Consider the following 19,092-nt stretch of genomic DNA (forward strand, 5'->3'; position numbering starts at 1 on the left):
GGCTAGGGAGCTTTCGGGGGATGTGGGACGTTGATGCGCCGCTTGGAGTGATCACCACGGCCGCGCCGGGCCCGGCAGGACGGGTTCCCGCGCACTCCGCCGGCACCGGACGGAGTCTCACTCCCCGGCACGGACGGAGTCTCACTCCCCGGCACCGGACGGGGTCTCACTCCCCCGGCCAGCGCGGCGCCCGCTTCTCGTTGAACGCCGCCACGCCCTCCGCGCGGTCGCCCGAGAACGCCACCGAGCGCCAGGCCGCGTCCTCGACCTCCAGGCCGGCCCGCAGGTCCAGGCCGTGGCCGAGACGCAGGGCGCGCTTGGCGGCACGCAGGCCCACCGGGGAGTTGGCGGCCATCCGGGAGGCCAGCGCCAGGGCCTCCGCGCGGTCCCGGCCCTCGTCCACCAGGACGTCGACCAGCCCCAGCTCCCGGGCCTCGGGCGCCTCCACCCGGCGCGCCGTGAAGATCAGCTCGGCGGCGCGGGCAGCGCCCACCCGGCGCGGCAGCAGCTGGGTCCCGCCGCCGCCGGGGATCACCCCCACGGACACCTCCGGGAGCCCCACCACCGCCGTACGGTCCGCCACGATCACGTCGCAGGACAGCGCCAGCTCGAAACCGCCGCCGAGGGCGAAGCCGTGGACCGCCGCGACCGTCGGCATCGGCAGCTCCAGCACGCCGGTGTACGCCCCGCGCGCGACCGGGCGCTGCCGGACCAGTTCGGCGTCGGTGAAGGAGTTCCGCTCCTTCAGGTCCGCGCCGACGCAGAACGCCCGTTCGTGCGTCGACGTCAGCACGACCACGCGGACGTCCCGGTCGGCGCCGAGCGCCGCGCAGGCGCCGGCGAGGGAGCGCGCCATCTCGCTGGACACCGCGTTCATCGCCTTGGGCCGGTCGAGCGCCAGCTCCGCGACATGCCCGTCCTCGTGCCGCCGGACCAGCACGAACTCCCCGAACCGCTCCTCGCTCACAACGGCCTCGCTCACGACACCCCTCCGGTTAACGCGGGTTAACAACAGTGCCCCGATCATCGCAGCCGCGCCCCGCCGGGGAAAGAGCGAACGGGCCGTCGGCCGCCGGGGCCGCGTCCGGCGCCCCGTTCGAGTGACATCCCGCCCGACTCCCGGTCACCCGCCCGCGGGAGCGCATAACGTGCACCGCCACGGCGCACCGGGGGCGCACGCATCGGGGAGGGATCGATCGCATGACGAGCGGAACGCAGACCGACACGACCGGCACCACGAGCCGCCCGGCCCGTGGCCGGCACCGCCGCCCTCGCTCCCGCAAGCTGCTGCTCGCCGCGGCCGGCCTCGTGGTGGCCGCCGGGCTGCTGAGTCTCGTACGGCCGACGCCGGAGCCCGGTGCCGTCGACGGCCTCGGCGCCGGGCGGACCGGCCCGAGCCCGGACCGGGCCACGGCCGACGGCGGCCGGGAACGGGCGGCCGGCACGGCCGCGACCTTCGCCGCAGCACCGGAGCGCAGCCCGTCCGCGCCGTCCGCGCTCGGCGGCGTGGGGACGGCACCGAGGGCGGCGTCGGCGGGCGTGCCCGTCCCGACCGCGACCCGCTCCCCCACACACACCGGCATCGGAGTCCCCCGCGCCACGGCCGTCCCGCACGCGCCGAATCCGCCCGCGGCCCCGTCGTCCGAGGTCACGACCGCGCCCCAGGCACCTCCCGGCACCACCCCGCCGAAGCCGAGGCCGAAGCCGACTCCCGAGCCCGCCCCGGCCACCGGCGCCCCGGCGCCGCACCGCCCGGACGATCCGGAGCTGTGCGTACCGGTCGTCGACCTGTGCCTGGACCCGCTGAGCAGGCGCCGCTGATCCCCGGCCGCGCGGCCCTAGGGGCGCCCTACGCCGTCCCGTCCCTGCGGCTGAGCAGCCACGGCTCGACGACGCCGAGGCCACGCACCGGCCGCTGCCACATCGGCTGGAGCGCGAAGCGGTACGCCGGCGGCTGCTCGCCCTCCTTCTCCGCGGCGGCCGCGGCCTCGGCCGCCTCCGCCTCGGAGGCCGGGGCCTCCCCGGTGCGGATCAGCTCCTCGGCGAACGCGCTGTCGACGAGCACGGCGTCCTTGGGGGCTATCGACGTCAGCCGGGAGGCCAGGTTCACCGTCGTACCGAACACATCGCCCATTCGGGTGGTCACCGTGCCGAAGGCGATACCGACGCGCAGCTCCGGCATGGTCTCGTCGTTCGCCATGGTCTCGATCAGCCGGAGCGCGATCTCCGCGGCGACCCCCGCGTCGTCGGCGGCGTACAGCACCTCGTCGCCGAGCGTCTTGATGAGCCGCCCGCCGCGCGCGGCGACCAGGTCGGCGGCCGTGGTCTCGAACGCCTCGACCAGCTCGCCCAGCTCCTCCTCCTCCAGGCGGCGGGTCAGCCGGGTGAACCCGACGAGGTCGGCGAAGCCGACGGCCAGCCGCCGGTCGACCATCTCCTCGTCGTCGGCGGCCTGGACGACCCGGCCGGTCGCGGCGGCGAGCTGCCGCCGCCAGACGTAGACCAGGAACTCCTCCAGCTCCGGCAGCAGCAGCTCGACCAGCGGATACGTGACCTCGGTACGGGTCATGCCGGGCTCCGGGGGCTCGGTCAGGCCCTCCAGGAAGGAGTCGATCTGCCATTCGGCCAGACGGGCGGTGGTCTGGCCCGTGGAACGGGCCACCTGCACCGCCATCGCCTCGCTCAGCAGGCCCGCCTCGACGAGGCCGGCCAGGCGGCGCAGCGCCAGGACGTCCGCCTCGGTGAGCGCCTTGGCCTGCCCGATGTCGGCGAAGCCCATCGCCCGCCAGAAGCGGGACGCCAGCTCCATGGAGACGCCGGCGCTGCGGGCCGCCTGGAAGGGCGTGTAGCGGCGCTCGGCACCGAGGATGAGCTGTTCGAGACGGAGGGCGAGGGGGTCCTCGCCTGGGTCGGTGCCGTCGGGCGCCGGGTTACGACCCATGCCGGAGCCCGTGTCGTCGACGGTCACGCCTGTTGCCCTTCCGATCTGCCACGGTCAGGTATCGACCGGCCTCAACTCTACGGCAGATGTGCGCCAGCTCACTCCGTCAGGTGGACCGGGGCGGATGCGGTGGGCGGGGTGGCTGTCGTCTGCCGGGTGCGGGTGGTGGGGGGGCTGGTCGCGCAGTTCCCCGCGCCCCCTCAGGCCGGGTCGGTCACGCCGGTCGCAGGTGCACGATGTCGCCCGCGCCCACCGGTTCCTGTACCCCGTCCTTCGTGGCGATGACCAGTCGGCCGTCGCCGTCGACGGCCACTGCCTCCCCGGTGATCGAGCGGTCCCCGGGCAGTTCCGCCCGTACGGCCCGGCCCAGCGTCGCGCAGCCCGCCGCGTACGTCTCCTGGAGCCCGCAGGCCGCCGGGTCGCCGCCCGCGGCGCGCCAGCGGCCGTACCAGTCCTCCAGGGACCGCAGCATCGCCCGCAGCAGCGGATCGCGGTCCGTGACGGTGGCTCCGGCCAAGGCGAGGGAGGCCGCCTGGGGGACCGGCAGCTCGTCCGCGCGGAGGGTGACGTTGATGCCGACGCCCACGACGACGCCGTGCTCGCCCGACCGCTCGGCGAGGATGCCGCCCGCCTTGCGTTCCTCTCCGGCCACGGTCACCAGCAGGTCGTTGGGCCATTTGAGGGCGGTGTCGACGCCCGCCGCGCGGGACAGCCCGGTGGCCACGGCCACGCCGGTCAGCAGCGGGAGCCACCCCCAGCGGGTCACCGGCACGTCGGCGGGCCGCAGGAGCACGGAGAAGAACAGCCCGGAGCGCGGCGGTGCCGTCCACCGGCGGTCCAGGCGTCCCCTCCCGGACGTCTGTTCCTCGGCGACGAGGACCACTCCCTCGGGTGTTTCACCACTGGCGGCCCGGGCCACCAGGTCGCTGTTGGTGGAGCCGGTGTGCTGCACCACCTCCACGTCCGACCACAGGCTCCCTTCCCGGACCAGGGCCCGGCGCAGAGCGGCGGCGTTGAGGGGCGGCCGGTCGAGGTCCGACCAGCGGCTGTCTCCTGAGGCATCTCGGGGCGTCATGCAAGCCACCCTAGGTGTGGGATAGACCGCACTGCCGATCGGAAGGCCCCCCACTACTCTACGGATGAGTAACCGTCCCCCCTTTTGAGCAGGCAGGGAGCCGCATCCCGATGTCCGAGCCGGAAGAGATCGACATCCACACGACCGCGGGCAAGCTCGCGGATCTCCAGCGCCGGATCGAGGAGGCGACGCACGCCGGCTCCGCACGCGCCGTGGAAAAGCAGCACAGCAAAGGGAAGCTGACGGCCCGTGAGCGGGTCGAGCTGCTGCTGGACGAGGGCTCGTTCGTCGAGCTGGACGAGTTCGCCCGGCACCGCTCCACCAACTTCGGCCTGGAGAAGAACCGCCCCTACGGCGACGGCGTCGTCACCGGGTACGGCACGGTCGACGGCCGTCCCGTCGCCGTGTTCTCGCAGGACTTCACGGTCTTCGGCGGGGCGCTGGGCGAGGTCTACGGCCAGAAGATCGTCAAGGTGATGGACTTCGCGCTGAAGACCGGCTGCCCGGTCATCGGCATCAACGACTCCGGCGGCGCCCGCATCCAGGAGGGTGTCGCCTCGCTGGGCGCCTACGGCGAGATCTTCCGCCGCAACACGCACGCCTCCGGTGTGATCCCGCAGATCAGCCTGGTCGTCGGGCCGTGCGCGGGCGGCGCGGTGTACTCGCCCGCGATCACCGACTTCACGGTGATGGTCGACCAGACCTCGCACATGTTCATCACCGGCCCCGACGTCATCAAGACGGTCACCGGCGAGGACGTCGGCTTCGAGGAGCTGGGCGGCGCCCGCACCCACAACACCGCCTCCGGCGTCGCCCACCACATGGCCGGCGACGAGAAGGACGCGATCGAGTACGTCAAGCAGCTGCTGAGCTACCTGCCGTCCAACAACCTCAGCGAACCGCCCGCCTTCCCCGAGGAGGCGGACCTGGAGCTGAGCGACGAGGACCGCGAGCTGGACACGATCGTCCCGGACTCGGCGAACCAGCCGTACGACATGCACACGGTCATCGAGCACGTCCTCGACGACGCGGAGTTCTTCGAGACGCAGGCGCTGTTCGCGCCGAACATCCTGACCGGCTTCGGCCGCGTCGAGGGCCGCCCGGTCGGCATCGTCGCCAACCAGCCGATGCAGTTCGCCGGCTGCCTGGACATCGACGCGAGCGAGAAGGCCGCGCGCTTCGTGCGCACCTGCGACGCCTTCAACGTGCCCGTGCTCACCTTCGTCGACGTGCCCGGCTTCCTGCCCGGCGTCGACCAGGAGCACACCGGCATCATCCGCCGCGGCGCGAAGCTGATCTACGCGTACGCCGAGGCGACCGTCCCGCTGATCACGGTCATCACCCGCAAGGCCTTCGGCGGCGCGTACGACGTCATGGGTTCCAAGCACCTGGGCGCCGACCTCAACCTGGCCTGGCCGACCGCCCAGATCGCGGTGATGGGCGCGCAGGGCGCCGTCAACATCCTGCACCGCCGCACCCTCGCCGAGGCCGAGGCGAACGGGGAGGACGTCGAGGCCACGCGCGCCCGGCTGATGCGGGAGTACGAGGACACCCTCCTCAACCCGTACGTCGCGGCCGAGCGCGGCTACATCGACGCCGTGATCATGCCGTCGGACACCCGCCGCCACATCGTCCGCGGCCTGCGTCAACTGCGCACCAAGCGGGAATCCCTGCCCCCGAAGAAGCACGGCAACATCCCCCTCTAGGCCTGCTGGGAGCCGTCATGAACATCAAGGTCGTACGGGGCAACCCGACCCCGGAGGAGCTGGCCGCCGCACTGGCGGTGGTCCGCGTCCGCGCCGCGGCGGCGGCAGCCGCCCCGCCCGGCGCGCCCTCCGCCCACGACGCCTGGTCCGACCCGTCCCGCATCGCCGCCCGCCGCCTGCCCCAGCCGGGCCCGGCGACGTGGGAGCGGACGTTCTGGCCGGGATGATCTAACGCAGCACACCCGCGACGGCTTCGGCCATCACCTCGAACCCCTCGTCGTTGGGGTGCAGGTGGTCGCCGAAGTCGTACGACGGCCGCAGCCGGTCCGGGTCCGCCGGGTCGGCCAGCAGCCGGCCGAAGTCGACCACGGCGTCGTACTCGCCCGTCTCCCCGGCGCCGCGGATCCACTCGTCGAGCTCGTGCGCGGTCTTCGCCGCGCGCTCCCCCCAGTGGTCGGACCCGCCGAACGGCGGCAGCGTCGCGCCGATCACCCGCAGGCCCCGCCGCCGCGCCTGCCGCAGCAACGAGCGGTGGCCCTCGATCAGCTCCGCCGCCTCCACCACCGGCGCCGGGTGGTAGGTCGGCTGCTCGTCGGTCTCGCTGAACCCGATGTCGTTGACGCCGAGCAGCACGACGAGGGTGTCCACGCCCGGCTGGTCGAGCACGTCCCGGGCGAGCCGGCCCACCCCCTTCTCCCCGTACCACGCGGAGTCGTTGAGCAGCAGGTTCCCGCCGATCCCGGCGTTGAGCACGGGCCGTCCGGTGCGCCGGGCGAGCGCGTCCGACCAGCGGCGGTCGGCGCCGGGGGTGGAGCCGAAGCCGTCGGTGAGGGAGTCGCCGAACAGCGCGATCCCGTCGGTGCGCCCCGCGTCGGTCTCGACGGCGGTGAGGAAGTACCAGGACTCGGTGGTCTCCGTGAAGCCGGTCCCGTCGGTGTCGGCGAGCAGGTCGCCCGGGCCGCGGTGGCTGGTGGTGAAGGCCTGCGCGTGGAAGGTCGCGGGCCCGGTCACGGCGTCCAGGTGCAGCGTGACCGTCAGCGACTCCCCGGCCGCCACCCGCAGTCCCGCCGGGTCGCTCAGCAGCTGCCCGCGTGCGGGGACGACGGCCTCGGCCGCGCCGTCGAAGGAGAGCCGCCGCACCGAGCCCGGCTCCACCGCCGCCCCCTTGGTCGTACGGCCCACCGTGGCGCCCGCGACGCGCAGCGGTGAGGTGCCGTACACGTTCGACAGCCGGACGCGGAGCCGGTCGCCGCCCGCCGTCAGGTGCACGACCTGACGCAGCGACTGACGCCAGAAGCCCGTCCGGGACCAGTTCGGGGCGAACCCCTCGCTGGGCAACTGGGGTGACGCGGTCCAGGCGGTGGTGAACGACGACATGACGCAACCTCCAAAAGGAACTGCAATCCCATTAACTAATGGCACAGTAGCACCGTTTAGGGAAGTTGAGTACGCGTACTCAGGCGCCGCCCCGATCCGCGCCCGACCATTGCGGGCATGCTGTGGTCCGACCCCGAGAACGAGCCGCCCAAGGAACTGCGCGACATGCAGGACATGCTGCGGCGGCTGGGCGTTCTGATGGCGGTCGCCATGGTGCTCGCGATGATCGTGATCGGGGCGAGATGAGACCCCGGCGGGCCGCCGCGCCCCCGGCTACCCTGACCGCATGACCGATCAGCCGCGCCGCCGCCTCGTGCTCGCCTCCCAGTCCCCCGCCCGGCTGGGCCTGCTCCGTCAGGCCGGGCTCGAACCCGAGGTGATCGTCAGCGGCGTCGACGAGGACGCCGTCACCGCCCCCACCCCCGCCGAACTCGCCCTCGCCCTCGCCGAGGCGAAGGCCTCCGTGGTGGCCGCCCGGCCCGACGTCATGGGCGCGATCGTGATCGGCTGCGACTCGGTCCTCGAACTGGACGGCCAGGCGCTCGGCAAGCCCGGCGACGCCGAGGAGGCCACGGCCCGCTGGAAGTCGATGCGCGGCCGCGCGGGCACCCTGCAGACCGGCCACTGCGTCTACGACACCGCGACCGGGCGGTACACCTCCGCCACCGCCTCCACCGTCGTCCGCTTCGGCGACCCCACCGACGAGGAGATCGCCGCCTACGTCGCCTCCGGCGAGCCCCTCCACGTCGCCGGGGCCTTCACCCTCGACGGCCGCTCGGCCCCCTTCATCGAGGGCATCGACGGCGACCACGGCAACGTGATCGGCATCAGCCTGCCCCTGGTGCGGAAGCTGCTGGGTCAGCTGGGGATCAACATCACCGATCTGTGGACGTGAGCGGGCCGACCGTCCAGGTGGACGTGAGCGGGCCCGCCTAGGCGGGCGCGGCCCCGCCTTCCGGCAGCACGTCCGTGGGCTCCGCGGGCCCGGCCGGGTCCGCCGCCGCCCGCCCGTCGTGCGTCATCAGCAGCAGCACGATCAGCCCGAGCACCAGCACCATGAACACGAAGGCCGGCCAGCCCACGACCCCCCACACGAACGCCCCCAGCAGCCCGTGCACCACGGCCGCGCTGATCAGCAGGACGCGGCCCAGGCCGGCCGCCGGGCGGTCGCGCAGGGCGACGAGCAGGGCGACGAGGCCGCACAGGGCGAAGTAGAGGCCGAAGACGACCCCGCCGATCTTCGAGGACGTGGCCATCACGTCCGGGTCGAGCCCCGCCAGGGACATGTCCTGACGGTCGACGACGACCCCGAGGAACCAGTTCAGCGCCGCGATGGCCAGCGCCTCGGCGAAGAGGACGACCGCCACGATCCATGCCACCGGCCTGCGCACCACCGGTTCCACCCACCTTCGACCGTCGAGCGAGCAAGGCTGCCGTTACCCCAAGTACGTTCGAGACATCGCGAACGCTACTAACGGGTAAACGTCGGGACAAGGGTTCTGCCCAAGGCAAAGAAACGTTGGGCCATTCGTAGGGACTCCACAAAGAAACGAAGTGGCCCGCAGCACGTGATGACAGAGACCTTGACCACAGCGGAAGGCTAGGGTTTGCCGAAGGAGTCCTGCGTACCACGGTGCGACAAGGGATTTCGCGGGTCGAGCGAGCCTCGAATCACGCTCCGTGTGGGCAAGCTCACCATTGGGGACGGGTCGAAGTGCCGTGTCGGCAGTCCCTAAACTCGGCTTGTTTCAAGGAGGGAGCCTCATCGTGCGCAAGGTGCTCATCGCCAACCGTGGCGAAATCGCTGTCCGCGTTGCCCGGGCCTGCCGGGACGCCGGGATCGCGAGCGTGGCCGTCTACGCCGACCCGGACCGGGACGCTCTGCATGTCCGCGCCGCGGATGAGGCGTTCGCCCTGGGCGGTGACACTCCGGCCACCAGTTATCTGGACATCGACAAGGTGCTGAAGGCCGCCAAGGAGTCGGGGGCGGACGCGATCCATCCCGGATACGGCTTCCTGTCGGAGAACGCCGACTTCGCGCAGGCGGTGCTCGACGCCGACCTGATCTGGATCGGCCCGCCGCCGCAGGCCATCCGCGACCTCGGTGACAAGGTCGCCGCCCGGCACATCGCCCAGCGCGCCGGCGCGCCGCTGGTCGCCGGTACGCCGGACCCGGTCTCGGGCGCGGAGGAGGTCGTGGCCTTCGCGAAGGAGCACGGCCTGCCGATCGCGATCAAGGCCGCCTTCGGTGGTGGCGGCCGCGGCCTGAAGGTCGCCCGGACCCTCGAAGAGGTGCCGGAACTGTACGACTCGGCCGTCCGTGAGGCGGTCGCCGCCTTCGGCCGCGGCGAGTGCTTCGTCGAGCGCTACCTCGACAAGCCCCGCCACGTGGAGACCCAGTGCCTCGCCGACAAGCACGGCAACGTGGTCGTCGTCTCCACCCGTGACTGCTCGCTGCAGCGCCGGCACCAGAAGCTGGTCGAGGAGGCCCCGGCCCCGTTCCTCTCCGAGGAGCAGGTCGCCGAGCTGTACTCGTCCTCCAAGGCGATCCTGAAGGAGGCCGGCTACGTCGGTGCCGGCACCGTCGAGTTCCTCGTCGGCCTGGACGGCACGATCTCCTTCCTGGAGGTCAACACCCGGCTCCAGGTCGAGCACCCGGTCACCGAGGAGGTCGCCGGCATCGACCTGGTGCGCGAGATGTTCCGCATCGCCGACGGCGAGGAGCTGGGCTACGGCGACCCGGTGCTGCGCGGCCACTCCTTCGAGTTCCGCATCAACGGCGAGGACCCGGGCCGCAACTTCCTGCCCGCGCCCGGCACCGTCACCGCCTTCGACCCGCCGTCCGGCCCCGGTGTGCGCCTGGACGCGGGCGTCGAGTCCGGCAGCGTCATCGGCCCGGCGTGGGACTCGCTGCTCGCCAAGCTGATCGTCACCGGCCGCACCCGCAAGGAGGCCCTGGAGCGGGCCGCGCGTGCGCTGGAGGAGTTCCAGGTCGAGGGCATGGCCACCGCCATCCCGTTCCACCGCGCGGTCGTCAAGGACCCGGCCTTCGCGCCGGAACTGACCGGCTCGGCCGACCCGTTCACGGTCCACACCCGCTGGATCGAGACCGAGTTCGTCAACGAGATCAAGCCCTTCGCCGCCCCGGCCGACGCCGAGGCCGACGAGGAGACCGGCCGCGAGACGGTCGTCGTCGAGGTCGGCGGCAAGCGCCTGGAGGTCTCCCTGCCGTCCTCGCTGGGCATGTCGCTGGCCCGCACCGGCCTGGCCGCCGGCGCCAAGCCGAAGCGGCGCGCGGCGAAGAAGTCCGGCCCCGTCGCCTCCGGTGACACCCTCGCCTCCCCGATGCAGGGCACGATCGTCAAGATCGCCGTCGAGGAGGGCCAGGAGGTGCAGGAGGGCGACCTGGTCGTCGTCCTGGAGGCCATGAAGATGGAGCAGCCGCTCAACGCCCACAAGGCGGGCACCATCAAGGGCCTCACCGCGGAGGTCGGCGCCTCCATCACCTCGGGCGCCGCGATCTGCGAGATCAAGGACTGACCCGGAGACCGGCCTCACCCAGAGGTTTCTCTACGCGCCCGGCGGGGGCTTCCTCCGCCGGGCGCGCGGCTTCGGGCGTCGTGGCGTCGTACGCCGATGGCCTCGGCTCTGCGCGTCGTACGCCGAAGGCCCCCGCTTCGGGCGTCGTACGCCGAAGCCCCTCCCCGGCGTCTCAGCGCCGGCGCAGGTCCGCCACGCGTGCCCGGTCGGCGCCCGGGGTCTGCTCCCCGCCCATGACCGCGGCCGTGCGGAGCGGCTGGCCGCCGTGCACCTGGCCACGGCGGGGCCCGGGGAGGGGCACGTCCCGGCGCTGCTGGCGGGCCTGGGCGCTGTCACCCCCCGCGCTGCCGTGGCCCCCGGCGTTTCCCGGGGCGCCCGTGCCCGCCACCGCGATCTGGACGCCCTGGTCGGCCAGGGCCTGCAGTTCGGTGGCCGCGCGGTCGTCGTGCGGCGGGGGCTCGTCGGTGACGAGGCGGGTGATGACGTCCGTCGGCACGGTCTGGAACATGGTGTCCGCGCCGAGCTTGGTGTGGTCCGCGAGGACCACCACCTCCGCGGCGGCCTGGACGAGCGCGCGGTCGACGGAGGCGGAGAGCATGTTGGACGTGGACAGCCCGCGCTCGGCGGTGAGCCCGCTCCCGGAGAGGAAGGCCCGGGAGACCCGCAGCCCCTGGAGGGACTGTTCGGCGCCGGAGCCGACGAGGGCGTAGTTGGACCCGCGCAGCGTGCCGCCGGTCATCACGACCTCCACGCGGTTGGCGTGGGCGAGGGCCTGGGCGACCAGGAGGGAGTTGGTGACGACGGTCAGCCCGGGGATGCGGGCGAGCCGGCGGGCCAGCTCCTGGGTGGTGGTGCCCGCCCCGACGACGATGGCCTCGCCCTCTTCGACGAAGTTGGCGGCGAGGTCGGCGATGGCCGTCTTCTCGGCGGTCGCGAGATGAGACTTCTGCGGAAAGCCGGACTCCCGCGTGAACCCGCCCGGCAGTACCGCACCGCCGTGCCGGCGGTCGAGGAGTCCTTCTGCCTCCAGCGCGCGCACGTCCCGTCGTACGGTCACTTCGGAGGTCTGGACGACGCGGGCGAGCTCCCGGAGCGACACCGCTCCATTCGCTCGCACCATTTCGAGGATCAATTGGCGACGTTCTGCAGCGAACACGAAACTGACAGTAACCCCAACGACCGTCTGCTTTCAGCAGTTTGCGCCGAATAACAGAAGTTGTTCGTACGGCAGGGGCGGAAGTGGTATAGGGATTTACTCCCGCCACCCATGCCGTACGCGGGGCCGACGACTCCCTGTGACCAGCGAGGAGTCGGTTTCGGCCGTCAGCCGCCGTCGCCGGCCTTACGGGTGTGCAGCTGTCGCGCGACCTCGGCGATCGAGCCCGAAAGGGACGGGTACACGGTGAAAGCGTTCGCGATCTGTTCGACCGTCAGATTGTTGTCGACGGCGATCGAGATCGGATGGATCAGTTCCGACGCGCGCGGCGCCACGACCACACCGCCGACCACGATCCCGGTGCCCGGCCGGCAGAAGATCTTGACGAAGCCGTCCCGGATGCCCTGCATCTTGGCGCGCGGGTTGCGCAGCAGCGGCAGCTTCACGACCCGGGCGTCGATCTTGCCGGCGTCGACGTCGGCCTGGGTGTAGCCGACGGTGGCGATCTCCGGGTCGGTGAACACGTTCGACGAGACGGTCTTCAGGTTCAGCGGCGCCACGGCGTCGCCCAGGAAGTGGTACATGGCGATACGGCCCTGCATGGCCGCCACCGACGCGAGGGCGAAGACACCGGTGACGTCACCGGCGGCGTACACGCCGGGCGCAGTGGTCCGGGAGACCTTGTCGGTCCAGATGTGCCCGGAGTCGCGCAGCCTGACGCCGGCCTCCTCCAGGCCCATGCCCTCGGTGTTCGGGATGGCGCCGACCGCCATCAGGCAGTGCGTGCCGGTGATGACGCGGCCGTCGGCGAGGGTGACCTCCACCCGGTCGCCGACCCGCTTGGCGGACTGGGCGCGGGAGCGGGCCATGACGTTCATGCCGCGGCGCCGGAAGACGTCCTCCAGGACGGCGGCGGCGTCCGGGTCCTCGCCCGGCAGCACGCGGTCCCGGGACGACACGAGCGTGACCTTCGAACCGAGCGCCTGGTAGGCACCGGCGAACTCGGCGCCGGTGACACCGGAGCCGACCACGATCAGCTCCTCGGGGAGCTCGTTCAGGTCGTACACCTGCGTCCAGTTCAGGATGCGCTCGCCGTCGGGCTGGGCGTCGGCCAGCTCGCGCGGATGACCGCCCGTCGCGATCAGCACGGCGTCGGCGACCAGCGTCTCCTCGCTGCCGTCGGCCGCGCGCACCACGACCTTGCGCGATCCGTCCAGGCCCTGCTGCCCGTCCAGCCGCCCGCGACCGCGCACCACCCGGGCGCCCGCCCGCGTCACCGACGCCGTGATGTCGTGCGACTGGGCGAGCGCCAGCCGCTTCACCCGGCGGTTGACCTTGCCGAGGTCGACACCGACGACACGCGCGGGCGTGTCGATGTGCGGGGTGTCGTCCGCGACGATGATCCCCAGTTCCTCGTACGACGAGTCGAAGGTGGTCATCACCTCGGCCGTCGCGATGAGCGTCTTCGACGGCACGCAGTCGGTCAGCACCGACGCACCGCCCAGACCGTCGCAGTCGACGACGGTCACCTCCGCACCGAGCTGAGCGGCGACCAGCGCCGCTTCGTATCCGCCGGGTCCGCCACCGATGATCACGATCCGAGTCACGTACTCCATTGTCCCGCACGCTTCAAGGTGCGACTGCCTCGGGGGCCCGGCCGGGTCGTCACCGGGCCGGCACGGATGTCCCTGCGTCGAAAGTGACGGCGGAGCCGACTGCCGTACCCTCTGTCCATGTCGCTCTACGCCGCGTACGCCGGCAATCTCGACGCGCGGCTGATGATCCGCCGCGCTCCCCACTCGCCGCTGCGTGCCACGGGCTGGCTGAACGGCTGGCGGCTGACCTTCGGCGGCGAGCAGCTGGGCTGGGAGGGCGCCCTCGCCACGATCGTCGAGGACCCCGCCTCGCAGGTCTTCGTCGCGCTGTACGACATCGCCCCGATGGACGAGGAGTCACTCGACCGCTGGGTCGGCGCGGGCCTGGACGTCTACCGCCGCCTCCGGGTCCGCGTGCACACCCTCGACGGCGAGGAGCAGGCCTGGGTGTACGTCCTCAACGGCTACGAGGGGGGCTTGCCGTCGGCCCGCTATCTGGGCGAGATCGCCGACGCCGCGGAGTCGGCCGGCGCGCCGCACGACTACGTGATGGAGCTGCGCAAGCGTCCCTGCTGAGCGCGCGGGCGCCCGGAAGGGGCTCTCGGTCCCGTTGGGACATGACTCTCGTCGGAAACGACAAGACAACGATCGCGATCCCGTGAGCTCTGTCATCTACGCGCGTAGGCGATGACCGGCTACTCTCGACCGTGTGAACGCATCTCTTCTTCCGGACGACATCCAGGGCGACCCCTACGCCGCCGCCGACGCCGCCGCCGCGCGCCTGCGCGCACTCACCGGCGCCGAGTCCCACGACGTCGCCCTCGTGATGGGCTCCGGCTGGGCACCGGCCGTCGACGCGCTCGGTACTCCCGACGCCGAGTTCCAGGTCACCGAGCTGCCCGGCTTCCCGCCGCCGGCGGTCGAAGGGCACGGCGGCAAGGTCCGCTCTTACCAGATCGGCGACAAGCGCGCCCTGGTCTTCCTGGGCCGCACCCACTACTACGAGGGCCGTGGCGTCGCCGCCGTCGCGCACGGCGTGCGCACCGCCGTCGCCGCGGGCGCCAAGAGCATCGTGCTGACCAACGGCTGCGGCGGTCTGCGCGAGGGCATGCGCCCCGGCCAGCCGGTCCTGATCAGCGACCACATCAACCTGACCGCGACCTCGCCGATCGTCGGTGCGAACTTCGTCGACCTCACCGACCTGTACTCGCCGCGCCTGCGCGCCCTGTGCAAGGAGATCGACCCCACCCTCGAAGAGGGCGTCTACGCCCAGTTCCCCGGCCCGCACTACGAGACCCCGGCCGAGATCCGCATGGCCCGCGTCATCGGCGCCGACCTGGTGGGCATGTCCACCGTCCTCGAGGCGATCGCCGCACGCGAGGCGGGCGCGGAGGTGCTGGGCATCTCCCTGGTCACCAACCTCGCCGCGGGCATGACCGGCGAGCCGCTGAACCACGAGGAGGTCCTCCAGGCAGGCCGCGACTCGGCCGCCCGGATGGGCTCCCTGCTGGCCCGGGTGCTGGGCCGGATCTGAGAGGGATGCAGTAGGGGGTACTGCTGCGTACCGTAGGGGTGCTGCTTCGTGCCGTATGGGTGCCGCTGCGTCACGTAGGGGTGCCGCTGCGTCACGTAGGGGTGCCCCTTCGTGCCGCCGTAAGGGAGCCGCTGCATCCGTAGGCGTGCCGCTGCATCCGTAGGGGTTGCCGCTTCGCGCCGTCGGGCGGCGCGGGTCCGTCGCGGCTGGCCGCGGGTCCGTCGCTGGACGCTGGTGCGTCGTGGCCGACCGCGGGTCCGTCATGCGGGGCGCGGGTCCGTCGCGCCGACCGCGGGTCCGTCGCGCCGGGCGCGGGTCCGTCGTGCGGGACGCTGATCCGTCGCGCTGGACGCTGGTCCGTTGGCCGACCGCGGGCCCGTCCCGCAGGGCACGGGTCCGTCGTGGCCGACCGCAGGTCCGTCACGCTGGACACGGGTCCTCGCGCCGGACCCGGGTCCGCCTTGCGGGACGCTGATCCGTCGTGGCCGACCGCAGGTCCGTCGCGCCGGGCACGGGTCCGTCACGCCGGCCGCAGGCCCGTCGCACCGCCCGCAGTCCCCCTCGTGTCCCGCCGGACGGCTCCCCGCGCCCCTTCGGGTGCGTTGTGGCCGCGTACGGCGGGCACCCTCCACTCCGCCCCCGATCCCGACCCACAATCGAATCCGCCGGCGCCACGCGCACCCCGACCGATCCGCGCAGGCGCCGCAGGCATCCGCACGACGACGAGAGGTTGACCGGACAGTGCAAGACGATCTCATCGCAAGGGCCCAGGCCTGGCTCGCCGAGGACCCCGACGCGGAGACCCGCGACGAACTCGCCGCGCTCATCGACGCCCACGACGTCGAGGAGCTCGGCGCCCGCTTCGGCGGCACCCTCCAGTTCGGCACCGCCGGCCTGCGCGGCGAACTCGGCGCCGGCCCCATGCGCATGAACCGCTCGGTCGTCATCCGCGCCGCCGCCGGCCTGGCCGCGTACCTGCGGAAGAACGGCCAGGGCGACGGCCTCGTCGTCATCGGCTACGACGCCCGCCACAAGTCCGCGGACTTCGCCCGTGACACCGCCGCCGTCATGACCGGCGCCGGGCTGCGCGCAGCCCTCCTGCCGCGCCCGCTCCCCACGCCCGTCCTCGCCTTCGCCATAAGGCACCTGGGCGCGGTCGCCGGTGTGGAGGTCACCGCCAGCCACAACCCGCCCCGCGACAACGGCTACAAGGTGTACCTGGGCGACGGCTCCCAGATCGTCCCGCCCGCCGACGCGGACATCGCCGCCGAGATCGCCGCCATCCCGTCGCTCACGACGGTCTCCCGGCCCACCGAGGGCTGGGAAACCCTCGACGACAGCGTCCTCGACGCCTACCTGGCCCGCACGGACGCCGTGCTCGCCGAGGGCTCCCCCCGCACCGCGCGGACCGTCTACACGGCCATGCACGGTGTCGGCAAGGACACCCTCCTCGCGGCCTTCGCCCGCGCCGGCTTCCCCGCCCCGGACCTGGTCGCCGAGCAGGCCGAGCCGGACCCGGACTTCCCGACCGTCGCCTTCCCCAACCCGGAAGAGCCCGGCGCCATGGACCTCGCCTTCGCGAAGGCCCGCGAGACCGGCCCGGACCTGGTCGTCGCGAACGACCCGGACGCGGACCGCTGCGCCGTGGCGGTGAAGGACGGCGACGGCTGGCGCATGCTGCGCGGCGACGAGGTCGGCGCGCTCCTCGCCGCCCACCTGGTGAACCGGGGCGCGCGCGGCACCTTCGCCGAGTCGATCGTCTCCTCCTCCCTGCTCGGCCGTATCGCCGGGAAGGCGGGCCTGCCGTACGAGGAGACGCTGACCGGCTTCAAGTGGATCGCCCGCGTCGACGGCCTGCGCTACGGCTACGAGGAGGCGCTGGGCTACTGCGTCGACCCGGAGGGCGTCCGCGACAAGGACGGCATCACCGCCGCCCTGCTGATCACGGAGCTGGCCTCGGTCCTGAAGGAGCAGAACCGCACGCTCCTCGACCTGCTCGACGACCTCGCCGTGGAGCACGGCCTGCACGCCACCGACCAGCTCTCGGTGCGGGTGAAGGACCTCTCGCTCATCGCGGACGCCATGCGCCGCCTGCGCGAGCAGCCCCCGACCGAGCTCGCGGGCCTGGCCATCACGAACGCCGAGGACCTGACGAAGGGCACGGACAGGCTGCCGCCCACCGACGGTCTGCGCTACACCCTCGACGGCGCCCGCGTCATCGTCCGCCCCAGCGGCACGGAGCCCAAGCTGAAGTGCTACCTGGAGGTCGTCGTCCCGGTGGCGACGCACGCCGACCTGCCGGCCGCCCGCGCCACGGCGGCGGACCTCCTGGCGGCGATCAAGCGGGACCTGTCGGCGGCCGCCGGCATCTGACGCCCGCCCGGGGTGCCCTCGGCCGACCGCTCAGGGCACCCCGGTCCCGACACCCGGGAGCGGGGGCCGGCCGGGCTCACCCGACCGCGAGCAGCACCGCCAGCAACACCGCGCCGGCCACCGCGGGCCCCGCTATCTCGTACGCCCAGCGCACGCTGACGCGGCCCTGCGCGGTCTCGGCCTGTTCCCGGTTCTCCAGCAGCTCCCGCAGCTCGTCCATGATCTGGTCGGCCTGGGCCCGCACGGGCTCGTCCGGCACCGCGGCCGACGCCCCGCCGAAGCCGCCGAGCCCCCGCTCCCGGCCGCCGCCCCTGGAGAGCTCCGCGGCCCGCCGCGACTCCCGGCGCGCCGCCCGCTTCCGCGCCCGCAGCGACACCGGCACGGCCCACAGCTGGTACTTGGTGCCGGACTTGGCGACGACCTCGTTGGAATAACCGGACCGCAGCGAGGCGATCTCCCCCCACGGCAGCACGATCACCCGGAACGGGTTGCGCACGCGCAGCCGGTCCTCGTTCGCGGACACCGCGGGCCGCAGGGTGAAGGCGGTGACCAGCGGCACCACCAGCAGCAGCGTCGCGAGCGCCAGCCACGGCGTGCGCCCGTCACCGGCGACGATCGCGTCGATGCCGAGCCACCCGGCGAGGCCGAGCAGCAGCACACCCCCGGCGATGCCCGCGGGCGACCGGTAGATCCGATCCTTGGACTCGGTGGTCGTCATGGTCCCGATTCTGCCCGACGCCGCCGACAACGCTCATGCGCGGTCCCGTACCTGTGGATGAGCGGCGATGAGTGCCGAGGGGTGTACAGCAGCTACGCGCGTAGATATGCTCGTCTGGTGACCATGCCCACCAATGCACCCACGCACAGCCTCTCGGACGTGACCTCGTCCGACAGCACGCTGCGCCGCTTCCTCCACGGGCTGCCCGGCGTCGACGCGGTCGGCCTGGAAGCGCGCGCCGCCTCGCTCGGCACCCGTTCCATCAAGACGACCGCCAAGGCCTACGCCATCGACCTGGCCATCTCCATGGTCGACCTGACGACGCTGGAAGGCGCGGACACCCCGGGCAAGGTCCGGGCGCTCGGCGCCAAGGCGGTCCACCCCGACCCGACCGACCGCACGACCCCGGCGACGGCGGCCGTCTGCGTCTATCCCGACATGGTGGCCGCCGCGAAGGAAGCCGTGGCCGGGTCCCCGGTGAAGGTCGCCTCGGTCGCCACCGCCTTCCCGGCGGGCCGCGCGCCCATCGAGGTCAAGCTGGCCGACGTCCGCGAGGCGGTCGCCGCGGGCGCCGACGAGATCGACATGGTCATCGACCGCGGGGCGTTCCTCTCGGGCTCGTACATGAAGGTGTACGACGAGATCGTCGCCGTGAAGGAGGCCTGCGGGGCGGCCCGTCTGAAGGTGATCTTCGAGACCGGCGAGCTGTCGACGTACGACAACATCCGCCGCGCGAGCTGGCTCGGCATGCTGGCCGGGGCGGACTTCATCAAGACGTCCACGGGCAAGGTCGCGGTGAACGCCACGCCCGCCAACACCCTGCTCATGCTCGAGGCGGTCCGGGACTTCCGCGCCCAGACCGGCGTGCAGGTCGGCGTGAAGCCGGCCGGCGGCATCCGCACCTCCAAGGACGCCATCAAGTTCCTGGTGCTGGTCAACGAGACCGTCGGCGAGGACTGGCTGGACAACCACTGGTTCCGGTTCGGCGCCTCCTCGCTCCTGAACGACCTGCTGATGCAGCGTCAGAAGCTGGCCACCGGCCGCTACTCCGGCCCCGACTACGTGACGGTGGACTGA

General features: G+C 72.7%; 18 protein-coding genes. 10 read left to right on the forward strand and 8 right to left on the reverse strand.

Annotation, left to right across the window (positions count from 1 at the left end):
- Positions 1–166: 166 nt before the first annotated feature.
- Entirely contained in the window at positions 167–967 is an 801-nt protein-coding gene (locus AMK31_RS11420; RefSeq protein WP_073940754.1) for an enoyl-CoA hydratase/isomerase family protein, read from the reverse strand.
- Between the two features lie 233 nt (positions 968–1,200).
- On the opposite strand from AMK31_RS11420, the gene AMK31_RS11425 reads away from it, so the two are divergent.
- On the forward strand, positions 1,201–1,821 hold the full coding sequence (locus AMK31_RS11425; protein ID WP_241842621.1) for a hypothetical protein: 621 nt from the start codon (positions 1,201–1,203) through the stop codon (positions 1,819–1,821).
- A gap of 28 nt (positions 1,822–1,849) precedes the next feature.
- On the opposite strand, the gene AMK31_RS11430 is transcribed toward AMK31_RS11425, so the two are convergent.
- Together AMK31_RS11430 and AMK31_RS11435 are read right to left on the reverse strand one after the other, a co-directional pair.
- A complete protein-coding gene (locus AMK31_RS11430; protein WP_073940346.1) occupies positions 1,850–2,968 on the reverse strand; it encodes an adenylate/guanylate cyclase domain-containing protein in 1,119 nt (372 codons plus the stop codon).
- Between the two features lie 187 nt (positions 2,969–3,155).
- The gene (locus tag AMK31_RS11435) at positions 3,156–4,016 is read right to left on the reverse strand and encodes a biotin--[acetyl-CoA-carboxylase] ligase (RefSeq protein WP_073940347.1); all 861 of its coding nucleotides are present in this window, start codon (positions 4,014–4,016) and stop codon (positions 3,156–3,158) included.
- A 110-nt stretch (positions 4,017–4,126) separates the two neighbouring features.
- Here AMK31_RS11435 and AMK31_RS11440 point away from each other — a divergent pair, with 110 nt between their 5' ends.
- Both AMK31_RS11440 and AMK31_RS11445 read left to right on the forward strand, forming a co-directional pair.
- Complete coding sequence (locus AMK31_RS11440; RefSeq protein WP_073940348.1) at positions 4,127–5,722, forward strand: acyl-CoA carboxylase subunit beta; 1,596 nt, start codon at positions 4,127–4,129, stop codon at positions 5,720–5,722.
- Positions 5,723–5,739: 17 nt separating this feature from the next.
- Positions 5,740–5,949, forward strand: coding sequence for an acyl-CoA carboxylase epsilon subunit (locus AMK31_RS11445; RefSeq protein WP_073940349.1), 210 nt, complete (start codon positions 5,740–5,742; stop codon positions 5,947–5,949).
- A 1-nt stretch (position 5,950) separates the two neighbouring features.
- Here the strand turns inward: AMK31_RS11445 and AMK31_RS11450 are convergent, their stop codons facing one another.
- Positions 5,951–7,099 (reverse strand): SGNH/GDSL hydrolase family protein, encoded by a 1,149-nt coding sequence (locus tag AMK31_RS11450; RefSeq protein WP_073940350.1) that lies wholly within the window; start codon positions 7,097–7,099, stop codon positions 5,951–5,953.
- A gap of 117 nt (positions 7,100–7,216) precedes the next feature.
- Between AMK31_RS11450 and mmpB the strand changes: the two genes are divergently transcribed.
- A complete protein-coding gene (gene mmpB, locus AMK31_RS42085) occupies positions 7,217–7,345 on the forward strand; it encodes a morphogenic membrane protein MmpB (RefSeq protein ID WP_107468586.1) in 129 nt (42 codons plus the stop codon).
- Between the two features lie 40 nt (positions 7,346–7,385).
- Positions 7,386–7,994 carry a Maf family protein gene (locus AMK31_RS11455; RefSeq protein ID WP_073940351.1) on the forward strand — a complete coding sequence of 203 codons (609 nt, stop codon included), beginning with the start codon at positions 7,386–7,388 and terminating at the stop codon, positions 7,992–7,994.
- 37 nt (positions 7,995–8,031) lie between these two features.
- On the opposite strand, the gene AMK31_RS11460 is transcribed toward AMK31_RS11455, so the two are convergent.
- Entirely contained in the window at positions 8,032–8,493 is a 462-nt protein-coding gene (locus AMK31_RS11460) for a hypothetical protein (protein WP_073940755.1), read from the reverse strand.
- Between the two features lie 373 nt (positions 8,494–8,866).
- Here AMK31_RS11460 and AMK31_RS11465 point away from each other — a divergent pair, with 373 nt between their 5' ends.
- On the forward strand, positions 8,867–10,639 hold the full coding sequence (locus AMK31_RS11465) for an acetyl/propionyl/methylcrotonyl-CoA carboxylase subunit alpha (RefSeq protein ID WP_073940352.1): 1,773 nt from the start codon (positions 8,867–8,869) through the stop codon (positions 10,637–10,639).
- Positions 10,640–10,811: 172 nt separating this feature from the next.
- Here AMK31_RS11465 and AMK31_RS11470 read toward each other — a convergent pair whose 3' ends face one another.
- Both AMK31_RS11470 and AMK31_RS11475 read right to left on the reverse strand, forming a co-directional pair.
- Positions 10,812–11,795 (reverse strand): DeoR/GlpR family DNA-binding transcription regulator, encoded by a 984-nt coding sequence (locus tag AMK31_RS11470; protein ID WP_073940353.1) that lies wholly within the window; start codon positions 11,793–11,795, stop codon positions 10,812–10,814.
- A 167-nt stretch (positions 11,796–11,962) separates the two neighbouring features.
- Positions 11,963–13,411, reverse strand: coding sequence for an NAD(P)H-quinone dehydrogenase (locus AMK31_RS11475; protein ID WP_073940354.1), 1,449 nt, complete (start codon positions 13,409–13,411; stop codon positions 11,963–11,965).
- A 117-nt stretch (positions 13,412–13,528) separates the two neighbouring features.
- Here AMK31_RS11475 and AMK31_RS11480 point away from each other — a divergent pair, with 117 nt between their 5' ends.
- The 3 genes from AMK31_RS11480 (at position 13,529) to AMK31_RS11490 (ending at position 17,297) form a co-directional block, all read left to right on the forward strand.
- Positions 13,529–13,966 carry a gamma-glutamylcyclotransferase gene (locus AMK31_RS11480; RefSeq protein ID WP_073940355.1) on the forward strand — a complete coding sequence of 146 codons (438 nt, stop codon included), beginning with the start codon at positions 13,529–13,531 and terminating at the stop codon, positions 13,964–13,966.
- A 133-nt stretch (positions 13,967–14,099) separates the two neighbouring features.
- Positions 14,100–14,924 (forward strand): purine-nucleoside phosphorylase, encoded by an 825-nt coding sequence (locus AMK31_RS11485; protein WP_073940356.1) that lies wholly within the window; start codon positions 14,100–14,102, stop codon positions 14,922–14,924.
- A 741-nt stretch (positions 14,925–15,665) separates the two neighbouring features.
- Positions 15,666–17,297: a phospho-sugar mutase gene (locus AMK31_RS11490; RefSeq protein ID WP_073940357.1), complete on the forward strand. Its 1,632-nt coding sequence runs from the start codon at positions 15,666–15,668 to the stop codon at positions 17,295–17,297.
- A 76-nt stretch (positions 17,298–17,373) separates the two neighbouring features.
- Here the strand turns inward: AMK31_RS11490 and AMK31_RS11495 are convergent, their stop codons facing one another.
- Positions 17,374–18,015: a PH domain-containing protein gene (locus AMK31_RS11495; protein ID WP_073940358.1), complete on the reverse strand. Its 642-nt coding sequence runs from the start codon at positions 18,013–18,015 to the stop codon at positions 17,374–17,376.
- 123 nt (positions 18,016–18,138) lie between these two features.
- On the opposite strand from AMK31_RS11495, the gene deoC reads away from it, so the two are divergent.
- Positions 18,139–19,092, forward strand: a complete 954-nt coding sequence (gene deoC, locus AMK31_RS11500; RefSeq protein WP_073940756.1) for a deoxyribose-phosphate aldolase — start codon at positions 18,139–18,141, stop codon at positions 19,090–19,092.

Origin of the sequence: Streptomyces sp. TSRI0107 (assembly GCF_001905845.1) — a bacterium.
GTDB lineage: Bacteria > Actinomycetota > Actinomycetes > Streptomycetales > Streptomycetaceae > Streptomyces.

Bases quoted from the DNA above. Each gene is read 5' to 3' on its own strand.
- AMK31_RS11425 (WP_241842621.1), top strand. From the start codon at position 1,201: ATGACGAGCGGAACGCAGACCGACACGACCGGCACCACGAGCCGCCCG.
- AMK31_RS11435 (WP_073940347.1), bottom strand. From the start codon at position 4,016: ATGACGCCCCGAGATGCCTCAGGAGACAGCCGCTGGTCGGACCTCGAC.
- AMK31_RS11440 (WP_073940348.1), top strand. From the start codon at position 4,127: ATGTCCGAGCCGGAAGAGATCGACATCCACACGACCGCGGGCAAGCTC.
- AMK31_RS11445 (WP_073940349.1), top strand. From the start codon at position 5,740: ATGAACATCAAGGTCGTACGGGGCAACCCGACCCCGGAGGAGCTGGCC.
- AMK31_RS11450 (WP_073940350.1), bottom strand. From the start codon at position 7,099: ATGTCGTCGTTCACCACCGCCTGGACCGCGTCACCCCAGTTGCCCAGC.
- mmpB (WP_107468586.1), top strand. From the start codon at position 7,217: ATGCTGTGGTCCGACCCCGAGAACGAGCCGCCCAAGGAACTGCGCGAC.
- AMK31_RS11455 (WP_073940351.1), top strand. From the start codon at position 7,386: ATGACCGATCAGCCGCGCCGCCGCCTCGTGCTCGCCTCCCAGTCCCCC.
- AMK31_RS11475 (WP_073940354.1), bottom strand. From the start codon at position 13,411: ATGGAGTACGTGACTCGGATCGTGATCATCGGTGGCGGACCCGGCGGA.
- AMK31_RS11480 (WP_073940355.1), top strand. From the start codon at position 13,529: ATGTCGCTCTACGCCGCGTACGCCGGCAATCTCGACGCGCGGCTGATG.
- AMK31_RS11495 (WP_073940358.1), bottom strand. From the start codon at position 18,015: ATGACGACCACCGAGTCCAAGGATCGGATCTACCGGTCGCCCGCGGGC.
- deoC (WP_073940756.1), top strand. From the start codon at position 18,139: ATGCCCACCAATGCACCCACGCACAGCCTCTCGGACGTGACCTCGTCC.